A 14,234-nucleotide genomic window follows, 5' to 3' on the forward strand; every position below is an offset into this window, starting at 1 on the left:
TTTCATTCACATAATTCGTATTATTTGAAGTTAATAAAGTATGTTACACTCTCTTCTTTAAGAACGTTTCCATAATATCCTTCTTAAATCTTTCATAATCAAACTGAAAAGCTACATTATGCGTTTTATAGCCTGGATTAGTAGCAAAACGAAAGTCTGCAATGCTTTGACCAAATCCCTCTCCTTGATCAGGAATAACTTTAATGGGTACTCTTAAAAGGCTAACAGCCTCTTGATTCAGCAAATACCACACTGTTACAAAATCATGCATAGGGCTTCCGCTTATACCAGGATTAGACTTGGAGTAGAAATTATAATAATAGTCTAACATAGGTTTGATGATGAGTCCTGCAAGATCCTGTGTATTCCGATGAAATGCATCGATTTGCTGAACCATTTCGGGTGTAACAATCGCATGTTGAGTTACATTTAACGGAATAATTGTTAAGTTCTTCGCATGCTGCAGAATTAAGTTTGCTGCATAAGGGTCAGCGTAAAAGTTAGCTTCAGCAACGGCAGTCACGTTACCTGGATAGAAAAAAGCTCCGCCCATGCAAATGCATTCTCTTACGTTTCGCATTGTTTCTAAATTCAATACAAAGGTCGTAGCTAGCGAAGAGAGTCTTCCCAAATTGATAATTGTAAGGTCGTCTAAATTTGAATGTATAATTTGATAAATATCATTTAAAGGATAAACTGGATAAGAAATTTCAGGGGGAATGATAGGTCCTAATCCGACTTTTCCATGTACCTCAGGGAAATACTGAAGCAATATACCCGTCAACGGTACAGAAGCACCAAGGAATACAGGTATCTCTTTTTTTCCCGCAATGTACTTCAAATAGTTAATATTTCTTATTACATTTTCTCTTGATACATTTCCATAATCGGCTACAATCCCTACAAGTTGAATATCTTTACGAAAAAAGGTGTACAGCATAGCAAACGCATCATCAATTCCCAAATCTGTAAACAGGAGAACCTTTTTTTCATATGTCTTCCTCCAAAAATTATAGAATCCTACTTTCACTAAGGATGTAGTGATTAGACTACGCATGTACATATATATTTTATGTATTCCTAAAGAGTAGATTCTATTCATATGTAGTTAAACTAAAGGGGGTACCATACATTTCCATCAACCTAAAGAATAAAAATCCCTCCATAATAAAATGTTTATTTCGAAAATAAGACGTTTTGAAAAAATATATTTTTGTAATGAATCTGTAGTAAAATATTTACATTCCAGATTTATAATAGGGGTAGGTGATACATTTCATTTTAACAACTGTTACATTCGAATAAATAAAATTAAGCATCTCAAGCAATGAATCGTGTAGAACACAAACATGACGACGATGCATACTAGACCTTATAGAAATCTTGATGCACTTCACAATCAAACAGAACAAAATACAATAATAAAGGAGAGAAACAATGACTTCCATTACATTTGATTCAAAAAAACGGATTATTACGGAAGAAGATGTTGAGATTTTAAAAATAATGGCACATCCCATTCGGCTTCAGATTGTGCAAGAATTAAGCAGCCAAAAGTCTTTCAACGTTTCTCAATTAACTGAGATTTTGGACATACCACAGTCCTCTGTTTCGCAGCACTTATCCAAAATGAAAGGGAAAATATTAAGATCTGAGCGAAAAGGACTAGAAATGGAATAATACATCTTAAGTTTATACAATTAGTTAAACGGTTACCTGAAAAATCAATTGTATGAGATACGTTCATTACAATTACCCTATTCACATATGCTCTACCTTACATTCGCGGCAAATAATAAAGATTCCTGTTGCATACTGTATACCCGTGAGGTTTATTTACAGAATTTGAATGTAATCTGCTATTCACCTTAAATAAAAAAGGAGAATTGGCTATACAGCTGCTTCTCCATTTTTACATTATCTTTAATTCATCATATGTTTTTTTCTACCCAGTCTTTATAATCCTTAGACTTTTCCCATACACCCTTCGAAATAGTCACTAAAAAGTGTCTAGCTCGAAGGGTATTTTTTGTGGGAGAACTATAAAAGAGAGTTTATAGTGACTTTTAGGTACTATATTTTGTGATTTCTTGATGAGTATAAAAAATTATCATTATCTTTTGGGGCAACAACAGTTTTAATGAAAAACAATGGATAGATAAGTAAATATCCGTTAAATACCCACCAAGTAATATCGAAATCATTGCTATAAGCCCAAAATGCAATGGCTTGTAAACCAGAACAAAATGTTAAAATCAGTGATATTAAAGCAAGGGAACTCCAAGAAGAACGTTTTTTGTTATATAGGTATATGCTGGTAAGTCCGGTAATGGAGATTAATATATCCAGCGGGAAAAACGACCAATTCCATGCCACGATGATTGGATTATCATAATCCTTAAATGCCCAACTTTCCGGTATAAGGTGGAAAATAGTAACTAGCCAATAAAGAATAAACCCAATATCAGTTACGAAAAAAATGGTTTTAAATATTTCATTTTTTCCTCCTATACAAATTTAGTATATAGTATGTCATGTCTAGGATGTACTTTATATTATTTTGTTTACCCTAGGAATACGGAGCAATAGAATACTTATCCCTAGTGATAAAACTAAGGTCAAACTTGTAACTGTAATCGTTTTTAAAATAACATTTAAATCAAACGAACTAAACATAAGTTGTAAGCCAACAATAATTGGTCCCTGAATTATATATATAGAATAACTAGAACGGCTAATTATACTAAGTAGGGGAGTAGTATAGTTTAATTTCTTCTTGAATAGGACTAATAGTTTTAAAATTATGCCTACAAATGTAAATGGCTCCCAAAAAGAATAGTATAGCGATTCAAGTGTAAACCCACCGAAAAAGTAATTTATGCGATCCTCGTCTAAAAGGAATACAATAGGCATCGTTATTATAGAAACTATTGAAATTCTAAAATAAATGGATGCAACTCTATCGTTTATTTGATTTAGCCAGTTATTTCTGTATGCAATGATTCCGATTATAAATAATGCAATGTACTGAGGGAAATATCCAAGTGTGAAGTCATGTATGTATAGTCGATCAGTTGGAAACAGTAATCGAACAATAAAGTTACAGATACCCATAAATATAATAAAGACGAATATTTTCATAATGCCTGGGAAACTAATCTGCGGTATTTTTATTGCCTTAGTTTTTCTGATTATGGCATACATTACAGTAAAGTAGAATAACGCCATAACAAACCATAAATTATAAAAGCCTAATGACGAGAGATAACTTTGTTTCTTTACAAGGTTGATACTCAAGGGGTTTAAAACAAAGAAATAAACAAAAGCAGGGATAAGAAGTTTAGGAACTCTATCTCTCAAAAAATTAGAAAAGCCTTTGTTGTCAAAAGACCTAGGTGAAAAATATGCTGCGATAAAAAAGAAAAGGCCCATAAAAAAGCTTTGGCATAGAGCGTTTATTAGAGTAAGGACAGATGTGGAAATGGTATCATCCGACGGTTCTATATAATACCATCCTCCAGCTCCCCCGTAGGCACTACTCGTATGAAATAAGACAACTAAAACAGCAAGAAATGCTTTTAAGTTGTTTATATAATGGAGTTTCTCATTGCCCATTTACTCGTCTTCCGCCTTTCATATACTACTACCTTTAGATGCCACCCCAGCAACAAATGTATGGCTTAATTTAAATTCATTGCCCTGTTGAATAAATAGATTTATTTGTTCTTTAATTTTATGTAATATTTCTTCTTCTCTATCTCTATCGAGTACATCTAAGAAGCCAGCTGCGGCACCAGAACGAAAAACCCATTCCATCGCATCTTCTGCATCTTTACAAGGCAGGATTTGTTCCCCTTCCCAGCGATCAATTGTATTTAAATTCCCTTTATTAAACCATTTTTGTAGGGTAAGAGAATTCGGTGGCAAGTTAATACTGATGTAACGTTTTAAATATGTAGGGTCATTACTAAGAACCCGTTCAAATGCTTTCATAAGAATTTCTTCTGAATCACATCTTGTTTCTATTATTCCAACTTGGCCATTAGATTTTAGAACACGATGGACCTCTTTGAGAAAAATAGCTGGATTTGTATAGCAAATAGCCCAACCGCACACCACCGTATCAATGCTTGAGCTAGGGATTTGTTTTAAAAATTCCACCATATCTCCTTGGTGCATATTGAATTTCAATCCAGAATATTTAGATATTTTATTCCGTGCAACGTCTAGCATACCAGCAGATTGATCGACAGTTGAAATAGTGCCTTCACCATTTAGACGATTGGCCACCTCCGCAGTAATAAAACCAGTTCCACAAGCTAGTTCTAATACGTGTTGTCCAGGTTGTATATTCATTTTATTTAGTAAACCTAGTGAATGTATTCCCATTGTACTAGAAAAGAAAGAATCATAATCATCACTAGCTTTATCGTAATCTTTGGAGCTATCTGCATATTGATTCGAAACTTTAAACCATGCAACTCGTGCTGCTAATTTGACTTTGTTTAACATGAATTTCCCTCCGTAAATAGTTAATTAGTGATTAAAACGGCTACCTACCAACAATACTAGAGTGACCTAATGAGATGTCATTTGTAAAAAAACGGAATTTGCAAACCCAGAATTCATGCTATCACTGAGAAAAAATTTCGTCAAGTTATATTTTATGTACATGATATACAAATTATATAAATAAAATTAAGCTTAGTTTCTCAGAATAAGATTGCAAAATTTACTAAGATGTTAATAGAAAGGGGCAATTAATTAGAATTAATCAGAATTATTTAGCACAAAATGACATAGAGTCATATCCTAACTTTTAGATAAAATAATTAGAAGTATTTGACAGACGATGCCATATTGTCATATCATAATTTTCAGACGAGTTAAAATCGTCAATTATTTCCAGAATCTCAACAGAAAGGAGGATAATACTGAGTGACAAGATTTCAAAGTCTGAAAAAAAATCCGCTAACTGGATTACTTGTAATTTCTATGGCCGTATTTATCGATATGTTGCTATATAGTTTAGTGGTTCCTATCGTCCCTTTATATGTTACGAAATTTGGAGCTTCTCAGACTACTGTTGGGATTTTAATAAGTTGCTATGCTTTTACTTTTATAGTTTTTACCCCGATTTTAGGTGTAGTATCTGACAAGTTCGGAAGACGTGGCTCAATGCTTTGGGGAATGGTAGTACTAATAGCAAGCACTTTAATGTTTGCTTTCGCAAGTAATATGTACATATTACTTCTAGCAAGGCTATTACAGGGGATTGCCGCCGCTGCCACATGGACCGCTGGCTTAGCCCTTATTACCGACCTATACCCAGCAAATAAAAGAGGTAAGGCTTTAGGGACCGTTATTACTTTCATGTCAGCTGGAACACTTCTAGGGGCACCTGTTGGTGGATTGTTATATGAATGGGGAGGATATCAACTACCTTTTCTACTGGCAGCCGGTATTGCGTTATTAGATGGTTTAGCAAGGATGTTTTTATTAGAAGATCCACCGAAAGATAAAGAAGCAAGTAGTGTAGACATCCTGAAAATATTTAAGGACTTTGAAGTGTTAAAAATCTTTGGAGTTGTTTTACTTGGGTCATCCGCAATAAGCATTCTAGAACCAACATTGCCTATTTATCTTATGGAACATCTAGGCGCAAATACTGTACATATAGGTTTTCTGTTCGGGATTACAACTCTTGCATATGGATTGGCAAGTCCAATTGCCGGTTGGTTATCAGATAAAAGTGGGACTTTTTCTATTATGATGATTGGTTTAATCATTCTGGCTGTATTCTTACCTTTAGTAACGATTCCAAATTCATTGGTATTAGAAGGAGTTATATTGTTCTTTTTAGGGGCAGCGGCTGGTTTGGTTTTGACACCTACACTTCCAGAACTAGCGAATTCTGTTGATCGCTTAGGAGGGGGAGCATATGCTACTGCATTTGCCGTTTTCAATGTTGCGTACTCTGTCGGAATGATGATTGGTCCAATATTCGGTGGCTTTTTTGCAGATATGTTTAATGTATCAACAGCTCTTTATATTCTAAGTGCCATTTTGGTATGTTACAGCATTGCATTAAGATTTTTGAAGGGCGAAACAAAAAAGACCGAACATAAAAATTATTTATAGAATAATAGCCTTATAACTTAGTTTTTATTGTGCTTAAGGAAATTGGAATTAGCAATTATAAAATAAATGATATCAGGGATATTTGGAGGAAAACAATGGACATATTTAAAAAGTGTTATGATTGGGATTTTGTTAAGGGATTACGAGAAAATAATATGTATCCTTATTTCAAAAAGATACAAAATAAATTCGGAACAGAGATAGTTGTGGATTCCAATAAAATGTTGATGGTCGGTTCTAATGATTATTTAGGTCTATCTAACGATGTACGTTTAATAGAAGCTTCTGCGGAAGCAGCCGCAAAGTTTGGAACTTCTTCATCTGGTTCAAGGTTTTTAAACGGAACTTTATCCATTCATGAAGAACTAGAGGAACGGTTAGCAAGGTTTTTACATAAAGATAGAGCATTGGTATTTTCAACAGGATTTCAGACAAATTTAGGTGCGATTTCCCCTCTATTAGGACGACATGATATCGCAATTATTGACCGAACAGTTCACGCTTCTATTGTAGATGGTATACGTCTAGGATACGGAAAAATGAAACGTTTCCGCCATAATGATATGGAAGACCTTGAAAAACAACTTAAAAGTTGCCCAGAAAACGTAGGGAAACTAATTATCGTTGACGGTGTTTTCAGTATGGAAGGCGATTTAGCAAAACTCAAGGAAATAGTAGAATTGAAAAAGAAATATGGTGCACGAGTGTTAGTTGATGATGCACATGGAATTGGGGTTCTTGGAAAAAATGGCCGTGGTACATGTGAGCATTTTGATGTCGAGTCTGATATTGACCTGATTACTGGTACGTTTAGTAAATCATTTGGTAGTTTAGGAGGATTTGTTGCTGGTGATGCCGATGTTATTGATTACATTCAGCACCAGGGAAGAAGCATGATTTTTAGCGCGAGTATGACTCCTTCAAGTGTAGCTGCCACAATAAAAGCATTGGATATCATAGAAAGTGAGCCAGAAAGACGCGATAGATTGTCTCAAACTACCCAAAAAGTGTGTGGTGAATTAACAACATTAGGTTTCAACATAGGTGAAACAGAAACACCAATTATACCGATCATTATAGGTGATACTACAAAAGCATTTTCATTTTGGCAGGGCTTAATGCAAAACGGTTTATTTACAAATCCAGTTATTTCTCCAGCAGTACCGGAAGGAAGCGAATTACTTCGCACATCATTTATGGCTACGCACACAGATGAGCAAATTGATGAAATACTAAATATTTTCGAGAAGGTTGGCCATGAGTTTAACATAATTAAAAATGAAGTAGGTGTATTATCTACTAACTAAGTTAATGTTAATCGTTCTGTTATTTATTGAGTTTATATTGCATTGAAAAATAGAGTGAGTTTACTGCCTCTATTTTTCTTTTTAAAAAAGCATTGCATAATATGTAAAATCTTGGTGATATATATATTAACTTGTCCTACTACTTACACAGTAGTAGAAAAAAACTAGAGAACTTTTCTCTAGTTTTTTTTGTGAAGATATTCTATATTTACTATTCATGAGTTGTGATAATGCAGAAATGACGCTACTTATGTAAAATCACATACTGGAAGTTATCCAGATGGAAACCCTTATAACAACATAAACCCTTATAAGGGGTAATGTCACACATCCATCAACTTAAGGATAGAAATTAAATATGTTTTTGTTCAAATAAACTAAATAAAGGAGTGTTCTTTATGTGTACTAGTTTGACATTACAGACAAAAAGCGGTCAGCATCTTTTTGCAAGAACGATGGATTTTACATTAGAATTCAATCAAGAAGTAATAATAGTTCCTCGAAGTTATCAATGGAACAATATAACTGGTGAAACCAGCGAGGCGAAGCAAGCTGTTGTCGGGATGGGGATTAACCATCAAGGAAGGATACTACTGGCGGACTGAGTAAATGAATCAGGTATGACATGTGCAAAACTCTATTTTCCAGGATTCGCTACTTATAGTAACAGTATATATGACAATAAAACGAATCTGGCTCCATTTGATTTTGTGGCATGGAGTCTCACACAATTCAATTCTGTCGAAGAGTTAAAGAAATCTGTAGATAGTATTTCCTTTTTGGATGTACCATTACCTGTTTTAGGAGTTACTCCACCGCTACATTGGATTTTAGCGGATAGATGGGGAGATTGTATTGTACTAGAGCCGACAACTGAAGGACTAAAAATATATGATAATCCTCTTGGGGTAATGACCAATAGTCCTGAGTTTAACTGGCATTTACAAAATTTAAGACAATTTATTGGTCTTAAATCGCAGCCATATGCGCCAACACAATGGAGTGATTTGCCATTAAGTGCTTTTGGACAAGGATCGGGTTCGATGGGACTACCTGGGGATTTCACCCCACCATCAAGGTTTGTGCGGGCAGCATTTGGGAAACAAAATATTCAAGGTATAGATAACGAAGAAGAGGGGGTATCGGCCATATTTCATATCTTATCAACTTGTGAGGTTCCAAAAGGTGGAGTGATAACGGACGAAGGTACATTAGACAATACCATATATACAAGTGCAATGTGTATGGAATCCGGTACATATTATTACCATACCTATGATTGTAGACAAATTATAGCTATTCATTTATTTCATGAAAATTTAGATACAGAAGAAATAAAAACATATCCGTTCCACAGGAAGCAGAAGATATTTTATGAAAACTAATTAGATTTGGAAGAACATTTAAAAAAGCAAACTTAATTAAGTTTGCTTTTTTATAATAGATGATACGACTCATACTATGACTTTAAACACTTACATTCATACTGATATTTTTTTATATGTAGTATTTTTTATGGTAGGGGGTAGAAATACAAAAGTGGTCCAATTGAATTCGATATGAGAAAGATAATAGTTCAATATATTTCTGATCATTTTAAGCGAAGGGTAAGTGATTGAGATGAATAATATATATAATGAAAGGACACATACATCGATTAAACAATTATTTAACAAATTTCCACCAAAAGCTCCTGGCTTTGCATATATCGCTGGTTTCGATAGCGGAGTAACTTATAAAGGTGCAGTTGGCTTAGCTTCTATAGAGAAAAATCTACCCATAACTACCAAAAACGTTTTTAATATTGCCTCAGTTTCTAAACAATTTACAGCGTTTTCTATATTACTCTTAGAACAAGAGGGGAAATTGAATTTAGATGATTCAATTGTAAAGTTTGTCCCTTCTATAGGAGCATATGCTGAACCTGTAACATTGAGACATCTAATTCATCACACGGGTGGACTAGTTGATTATATGGAATTGGCTGAAGCAGTAAATATTAAATATACGGATACATTAACAGTGGAAGAATCGCTAGAACACCTTAGAAATCATCAAATTGCAAGATTCCCGGTTGGAACAAAATTTGAGTATAGCAATACAGGATATTTTTTATTATCACAAGTGGTAGAGAAGGTAAGTGGCAAGTCTCTACGTCAGTTTACAAAGGAGCGTATTTTTGACCCTTTAAATATGAGAGACACAACAATTGTAGATTACTACCCAGCTACTATATCAATTACTAGTGGATATTCGAAGAATGAGCAAGGAACATATAAAATCTATGAAAGCCCTTGGGAACATACAGGGGATGGGGCAGTTCATGCAACAGTTGAAGACCTGGTAAAATGGGGAGAGAATTTAACTACAGGTACCGTTGGTGGAAATGACCTTGTTAAAAGGATGAGCGAAATAGGTCCAAAAATTTCTCCAACTGGAGAGACGATTATTGACAATGAAGATTATGCTTTTGGGCTAAGGCTTGCGGAAGGTTTTAACTGTAAATACTTGGAGCATTCAGGAAGCTGGGCAGGTTATCGTTCACACTTCATGCGGTTTCCAGAAGAATCTTTGTCTGTTGTGGTACTAGGTAACTATGATGAATATGACTCTAAAAAATATGCTAATGAAATAGCAGAAATTGTTTTAGAAAAGTAAAAAAAAATAGAGCGTAGAAGACAGTTTTTGGATTTGGTTTACCCCACTTTATTTTAGGTATAATTGATTTTGAAAACGGAAGGCAAGCATATATTAATGCCTGCCTTTTTTGGAAATAAAATTAATATTCATACAGTTAAAAACTTAATTAGACATTATTTGAACATAGATTGCTCAATGGAGTTAAATTTTATTATTTCCAAAAAGCAATTATGAAAAATAGAATAATATATAAAAAAATTTATATTTAAATATTATGATTGTCGAACTTAATTTTATTGAAAATTGAAATATTAAGTAATATTCCTATTGCTATTAAATTAACCATTAAAGAACTTCCACCAAAACTTACAAACGGAAATGGGGTACCCGTAAGAGGAAATATTCCCGTAATCCCCCCTAAATTAACAACCGATTGCATACCAATCATACACCCTATACCAATCGCTATAAAACTTCCGAATGGATCTACACATAGTTGTGCAATTTTTAAGGAGCGAAGTACTATAGTCAAAACTCCAGCCAATATAATAAATACACCAATAAATCCAAGTTCTTCAGAAATTATAGCCATTATAAAATCAGTATGTGGTTCTGGAAGATAACCTGTTTTTTGAATACTATTTCCGAATCCACGTCCAGTAATTCCTCCAGAGCCAATGGCAATAAAAGAATTTACAAGCTGATATCCTTTTCCTTGCGCATCAACAAAGGGATTGAGAATTGTAGTAATACGTGTCTTTTGAACTTCTGACAAGCTAAATTGAATTAAAAAGTATAAAAAAGGTAACCAAAAAATAGAACCAATTATAATTCTTTTAATTAATAGATTTACATTTATTCCAGAGCAAAGAAATATGCTAAAACCTATACCTAATATTAAAAGTGCAGATCCTAAGTTTGGCTGTTTATAGATTAGGAAAAAAATTGCAGCTAAAAAAAATAAAAGTTTTCCGCTACCACTCCAAATATTTTTAGCTTGTTCTTGTCGTAATGCAAAAAACGGGCTGTTACAAGTATTGTTCCTAATTTAAGAAATTCAGCTGGCTGTATTCCAAAGATCCATGATTGAGCATTATTTACCACTTTTCCTTTCCACAAAACCATAATTAATAAAAAAATTCCCCCAACCATAATACAGATAGAGACTATTCGTTTTTTCCATATTTCATAAGGGAGAATAGCACAAACTATTAACCCTATTGTTCCTAAAAATAGCTTTGTTAATTGAGAATCAACAAAATGCCTACTGTTATAACCGTAATGTTGAACAGCAACAATGGAGCTCGCGCTATACATCATGATAATACCTAAAGTACATGTTATGAATAGAGGGAGGAGCAATAGATAATCGAGTTTTAATATTTTTTTCATTTTAATATCCTCCTGATTTACATTAACACTTAATATCACATTTGCTAATGAGTAGAATCTTGTTCTCATCAACTACTAAATAGTATTTTTGTTTTGAAAGATTCTATAGCTTACACCCTGTTTTCTTACGCAAAAATCCCCCCTAGTTACATACTAGGGGGATTTAAATTGGCATGACTAAATAAAGCTTTCCTCCCCCTAGTAGAGCTTTGGCACTATACAACGTAAAGTAATGGAAATTGATTACTTAGCTATCTTAAGAAGAGCCTTAATCCGACAATTCCTGTTCTACCCATTGGCGTCTTTCGACATTTTTGGGCAATAGCCTGTGTTTGTATAGGAGCCTCACCTAACAGGTTTAGCAATATAAATTTTATGTATTTGTTTCGTGTAGCCAGCATAATTACTTTTTTTTTGCTTGTCAAGTATACGTATCGCTAATTTTATATTCTTTATTGCTTTATAATTCTTTGAGAAATGATGTGAGAAATTGTATTTAATCGTCTCATATAGATACATATTTTCGACTTGGGGTGTATATGATTAAGTAGTTTAACCATATAAATTTGATAAACAGTAAAGAAGATTTTAGTCATATAATAAGATTTTTTGAAGAATGTTCTTTTGAAGTACGGTATGACTAATGATTCCACTTCTGTTATAAAGTTAAAAATTCATCATAAACAATAAGCTTCATATACGAGATTTCATATGTTTTATAACGTTTCTTTTAATTAAATCTATTTGAATTCTATGTTTTTTAAGTGGAATTTTAAATTTGTAATAGAATATAATTTCATTTTTCTATAAAATAATTTTTTTATGAATCGAATTGAACGTTAGTTGACAAATATTAAAATCTGGTTTAAATTTTGAAGTAATTCAATAATCTTTGTTAGGTGAGGCTCCTGTATAGAGAAACGCTGCTGCCCAAAAATGTCGAGAGACGCCAATGGGTCAACAGGAACGGTCGGATTAAGGCCCTTTTTAATGTAGCTGGTTATAAAAACCTATGCTATACAGTGCTAAAACTCAACGAGGGAGTGGTATACGATTTGATAGAAAGACAACTCTGGGACTTTAACAGAGCTGTCTTAATAATCATTTATTTGTATTGTAAAAAACCTTTACTCCTTTTTGAGTAAAGGTTTTTTTGTTTAATGTTATTTATTTTTATCTTGTCTATATTCAAAAAGGAGGTAGTTCTAAATAATAAATTGATAGCAATGTAACTATTAATGCTCTAATAAAAATTTTAGACAGATAAAATAACACAAAACCACTCATGAAACTCTAGAGTCTCCCTTAGCAATATAAGGAGGAGTTAACATGAAGAAATTATTAAATGAATTACTTGTAACCCAAAATAATTTGGATGCAGAGAAAGTTTTACGTCATCCGTCGTATGATGTTGCGCAAGAAGTAAAACGGTTTTCAATTGAAGATCAAGTCATATTACTAGATAAGATTCCTGTATTAAAAAGCTCAAAAATTCTTCAACATTTGAGTACAGAAGAAAAATATAATATCTTAATTCACTTATCTGAAAACAAAGCTAAAAAGTTACTAGATTTACAACCGATTGATGAAACAGTAGATCTACTTCTAGCGGTTCATCCGGAAAAACAAGCTAAATTAATGGCGTATTTAAATAAAATTACAAAACATAATGTAAAAAAATTAATGGCTTTCAAACCTGAAACGGCAGGAAGTCTTGTCACAAGTGATTTTGTTGCAGTTAGAGGGAATTGGTCAGTAAAAATGACATTGAAGTACATTAGGGAGCATTCTGAAAATGTAGAATCAATATCTTATATCTATGTTCTTGATAGTCATGGTTATCTTAAGGGAATCGTTTCCATACATGAGTTATTACTAGCAGCAGATGAAGAAATATTATCTACTATCATGATTCAAGAGGTAATTTCAGTACACGCTGAAGTTGATCAGCAAGAAGTTGTAAAAAAGCTACTGAATTATAATTTAGCAGCATTACCCGTAACAACAGTAAATAATGAAATGATTGGTATTATAACATTTGATGACGTAATGAATGTTATGGAAGCAGAAGCTACAGAAGATATCCAAAAGTTAGGCGGAAGTGAACCGTTAAATCAATCTTACTTTGAATCTAGTATTTGGAGCATTTTCTTCAAACGTCTACCATGGTTATTGCTTCTTTTTGTTGCTGAAGCATATACAGGTACAGTACTAAAGTATTTTGAAGACGAAATTGAAACAGTAGTTGCCTTAGCTTTCTTTGTACCGTTATTAGTAGGTACTGGAGGAAATACAGGAACACAGGTTGTAGCAACAATTACTCGTGCAATCGGTATTGGAGAGGTGAAATTTAAAGACATTTTCCGTGTAATGAAAAAGGAATTTGCAATTGGTATGCTTCTCGGACTTGCACTTGGGGTAGCTGGGCTCACTCGTGCTTATATGTTAGGAGTTGGAACAGAAGTTGCACAAGTTGTAGCAATCACTTTATTATTTATTGTTATTTGGGCCTCTCTTGTTGCAGCTGTTTTACCTTTGATTCTGAGAAAATTAAAATTAGATCCTGCAGTCGTTTCTGGTCCATTTATTACAACATTTGTTGACGGAACAGGATTAGTAATTTATTTCATGGTTGCAAAAACGTTATTAAATTTGTAAATATACACTGAAATAAATACGAAATGTAGAATAAGTATTTTGCTTTGCTTGCCAAGACATAGTGGGGAACTCGGGAATGAGGGAAACAAACACTTT

General features: G+C 33.4%; 8 protein-coding genes, 3 pseudogenes and 2 riboswitches. Of the genes and pseudogenes, 6 read left to right on the top strand and 5 right to left on the bottom strand.

The genetic code is table 11. The features are described from left to right. Window positions 1-43: 43 nt before the first annotated feature. A complete protein-coding gene (locus tag JFU54_RS00005) occupies window positions 44-1,030 on the bottom strand; it encodes a nucleoside hydrolase (protein WP_201063639.1) in 987 nt (328 codons plus the stop codon). Between the two features lie 407 nt (window positions 1,031-1,437). Here JFU54_RS00005 and JFU54_RS00010 point away from each other — a divergent pair, with 407 nt between their 5' ends. Further along, window positions 1,438-1,680, top strand: a complete 243-nt coding sequence (locus tag JFU54_RS00010) for an ArsR/SmtB family transcription factor (RefSeq protein WP_201063413.1) — start codon at window positions 1,438-1,440, stop codon at window positions 1,678-1,680. Between the two features lie 393 nt (window positions 1,681-2,073). Here JFU54_RS00010 and JFU54_RS00015 read toward each other — a convergent pair. The 3 genes and pseudogenes from JFU54_RS00015 to JFU54_RS00025 all read right to left on the bottom strand — a co-directional run bounded on the left by JFU54_RS00015 (window position 2,074) and on the right by JFU54_RS00025 (window position 4,512). Continuing rightward, window positions 2,074-2,498 (bottom strand): annotated as a pseudogene (locus JFU54_RS00015) (YvaD family protein). A 52-nt stretch (window positions 2,499-2,550) separates the two neighbouring features. After that, complete coding sequence (locus JFU54_RS00020; protein ID WP_201063415.1) at window positions 2,551-3,615, bottom strand: acyltransferase family protein; 1,065 nt, start codon at window positions 3,613-3,615, stop codon at window positions 2,551-2,553. 18 nt (window positions 3,616-3,633) lie between these two features. Further along, on the bottom strand, window positions 3,634-4,512 hold the full coding sequence (locus tag JFU54_RS00025; protein WP_076539111.1) for a class I SAM-dependent methyltransferase: 879 nt from the start codon (window positions 4,510-4,512) through the stop codon (window positions 3,634-3,636). A gap of 426 nt (window positions 4,513-4,938) precedes the next feature. On the opposite strand from JFU54_RS00025, the gene JFU54_RS00030 reads away from it, so the two are divergent. From JFU54_RS00030 to JFU54_RS00045, 4 genes and pseudogenes are all read left to right on the top strand, one after another. After that, a complete protein-coding gene (locus tag JFU54_RS00030; RefSeq protein ID WP_201063417.1) occupies window positions 4,939-6,141 on the top strand; it encodes an MFS transporter in 1,203 nt (400 codons plus the stop codon). Window positions 6,142-6,236: 95 nt separating this feature from the next. Beyond that, window positions 6,237-7,448 (top strand): aminotransferase class I/II-fold pyridoxal phosphate-dependent enzyme, encoded by a 1,212-nt coding sequence (locus tag JFU54_RS00035; RefSeq protein WP_201063419.1) that lies wholly within the window; start codon window positions 6,237-6,239, stop codon window positions 7,446-7,448. Between the two features lie 398 nt (window positions 7,449-7,846). After that, window positions 7,847-8,833 (top strand): annotated as a pseudogene (locus tag JFU54_RS00040) (choloylglycine hydrolase family protein). Between the two features lie 235 nt (window positions 8,834-9,068). Continuing rightward, window positions 9,069-10,106, top strand: coding sequence for a serine hydrolase domain-containing protein (locus JFU54_RS00045; protein WP_201063421.1), 1,038 nt, complete (start codon window positions 9,069-9,071; stop codon window positions 10,104-10,106). A gap of 247 nt (window positions 10,107-10,353) precedes the next feature. On the opposite strand, the pseudogene JFU54_RS00050 reads toward JFU54_RS00045, so the two are convergent. Continuing rightward, window positions 10,354-11,549 (bottom strand): annotated as a pseudogene (locus tag JFU54_RS00050) (FtsW/RodA/SpoVE family cell cycle protein). Window positions 11,550-11,667: 118 nt separating this feature from the next. Continuing rightward, a riboswitch (M-box (ykoK) riboswitch) is annotated at window positions 11,668-11,844 on the bottom strand. Window positions 11,845-12,364: 520 nt separating this feature from the next. Continuing rightward, window positions 12,365-12,532: riboswitch (M-box (ykoK) riboswitch) on the top strand. 277 nt (window positions 12,533-12,809) lie between these two features. On the opposite strand from JFU54_RS00050, the gene mgtE reads away from it, so the two are divergent. Further along, window positions 12,810-14,138, top strand: a complete 1,329-nt coding sequence (mgtE, locus tag JFU54_RS00055; RefSeq protein WP_201063423.1) for a magnesium transporter — start codon at window positions 12,810-12,812, stop codon at window positions 14,136-14,138. The last annotated feature ends 96 nt before the right edge of the window (window positions 14,139-14,234 follow it).

The sequence above is a fragment of the Bacillus sp. TH19 genome (genome assembly GCF_016651075.1).
Classification (GTDB): domain Bacteria; phylum Bacillota; class Bacilli; order Bacillales; family Bacillaceae_G; genus Bacillus_A; species Bacillus_A mycoides.

Bases quoted from the DNA above. Each gene is read 5' to 3' on its own strand.
- JFU54_RS00010 (WP_201063413.1), top strand. From the start codon at position 1,438: ATGACTTCCATTACATTTGATTCAAAAAAACGGATTATTACGGAAGAA.
- JFU54_RS00020 (WP_201063415.1), bottom strand. From the start codon at position 3,615: ATGGGCAATGAGAAACTCCATTATATAAACAACTTAAAAGCATTTCTT.
- JFU54_RS00025 (WP_076539111.1), bottom strand. From the start codon at position 4,512: ATGTTAAACAAAGTCAAATTAGCAGCACGAGTTGCATGGTTTAAAGTT.
- JFU54_RS00035 (WP_201063419.1), top strand. From the start codon at position 6,237: ATGGACATATTTAAAAAGTGTTATGATTGGGATTTTGTTAAGGGATTA.
- JFU54_RS00045 (WP_201063421.1), top strand. From the start codon at position 9,069: ATGAATAATATATATAATGAAAGGACACATACATCGATTAAACAATTA.
- mgtE (WP_201063423.1), top strand. From the start codon at position 12,810: ATGAAGAAATTATTAAATGAATTACTTGTAACCCAAAATAATTTGGAT.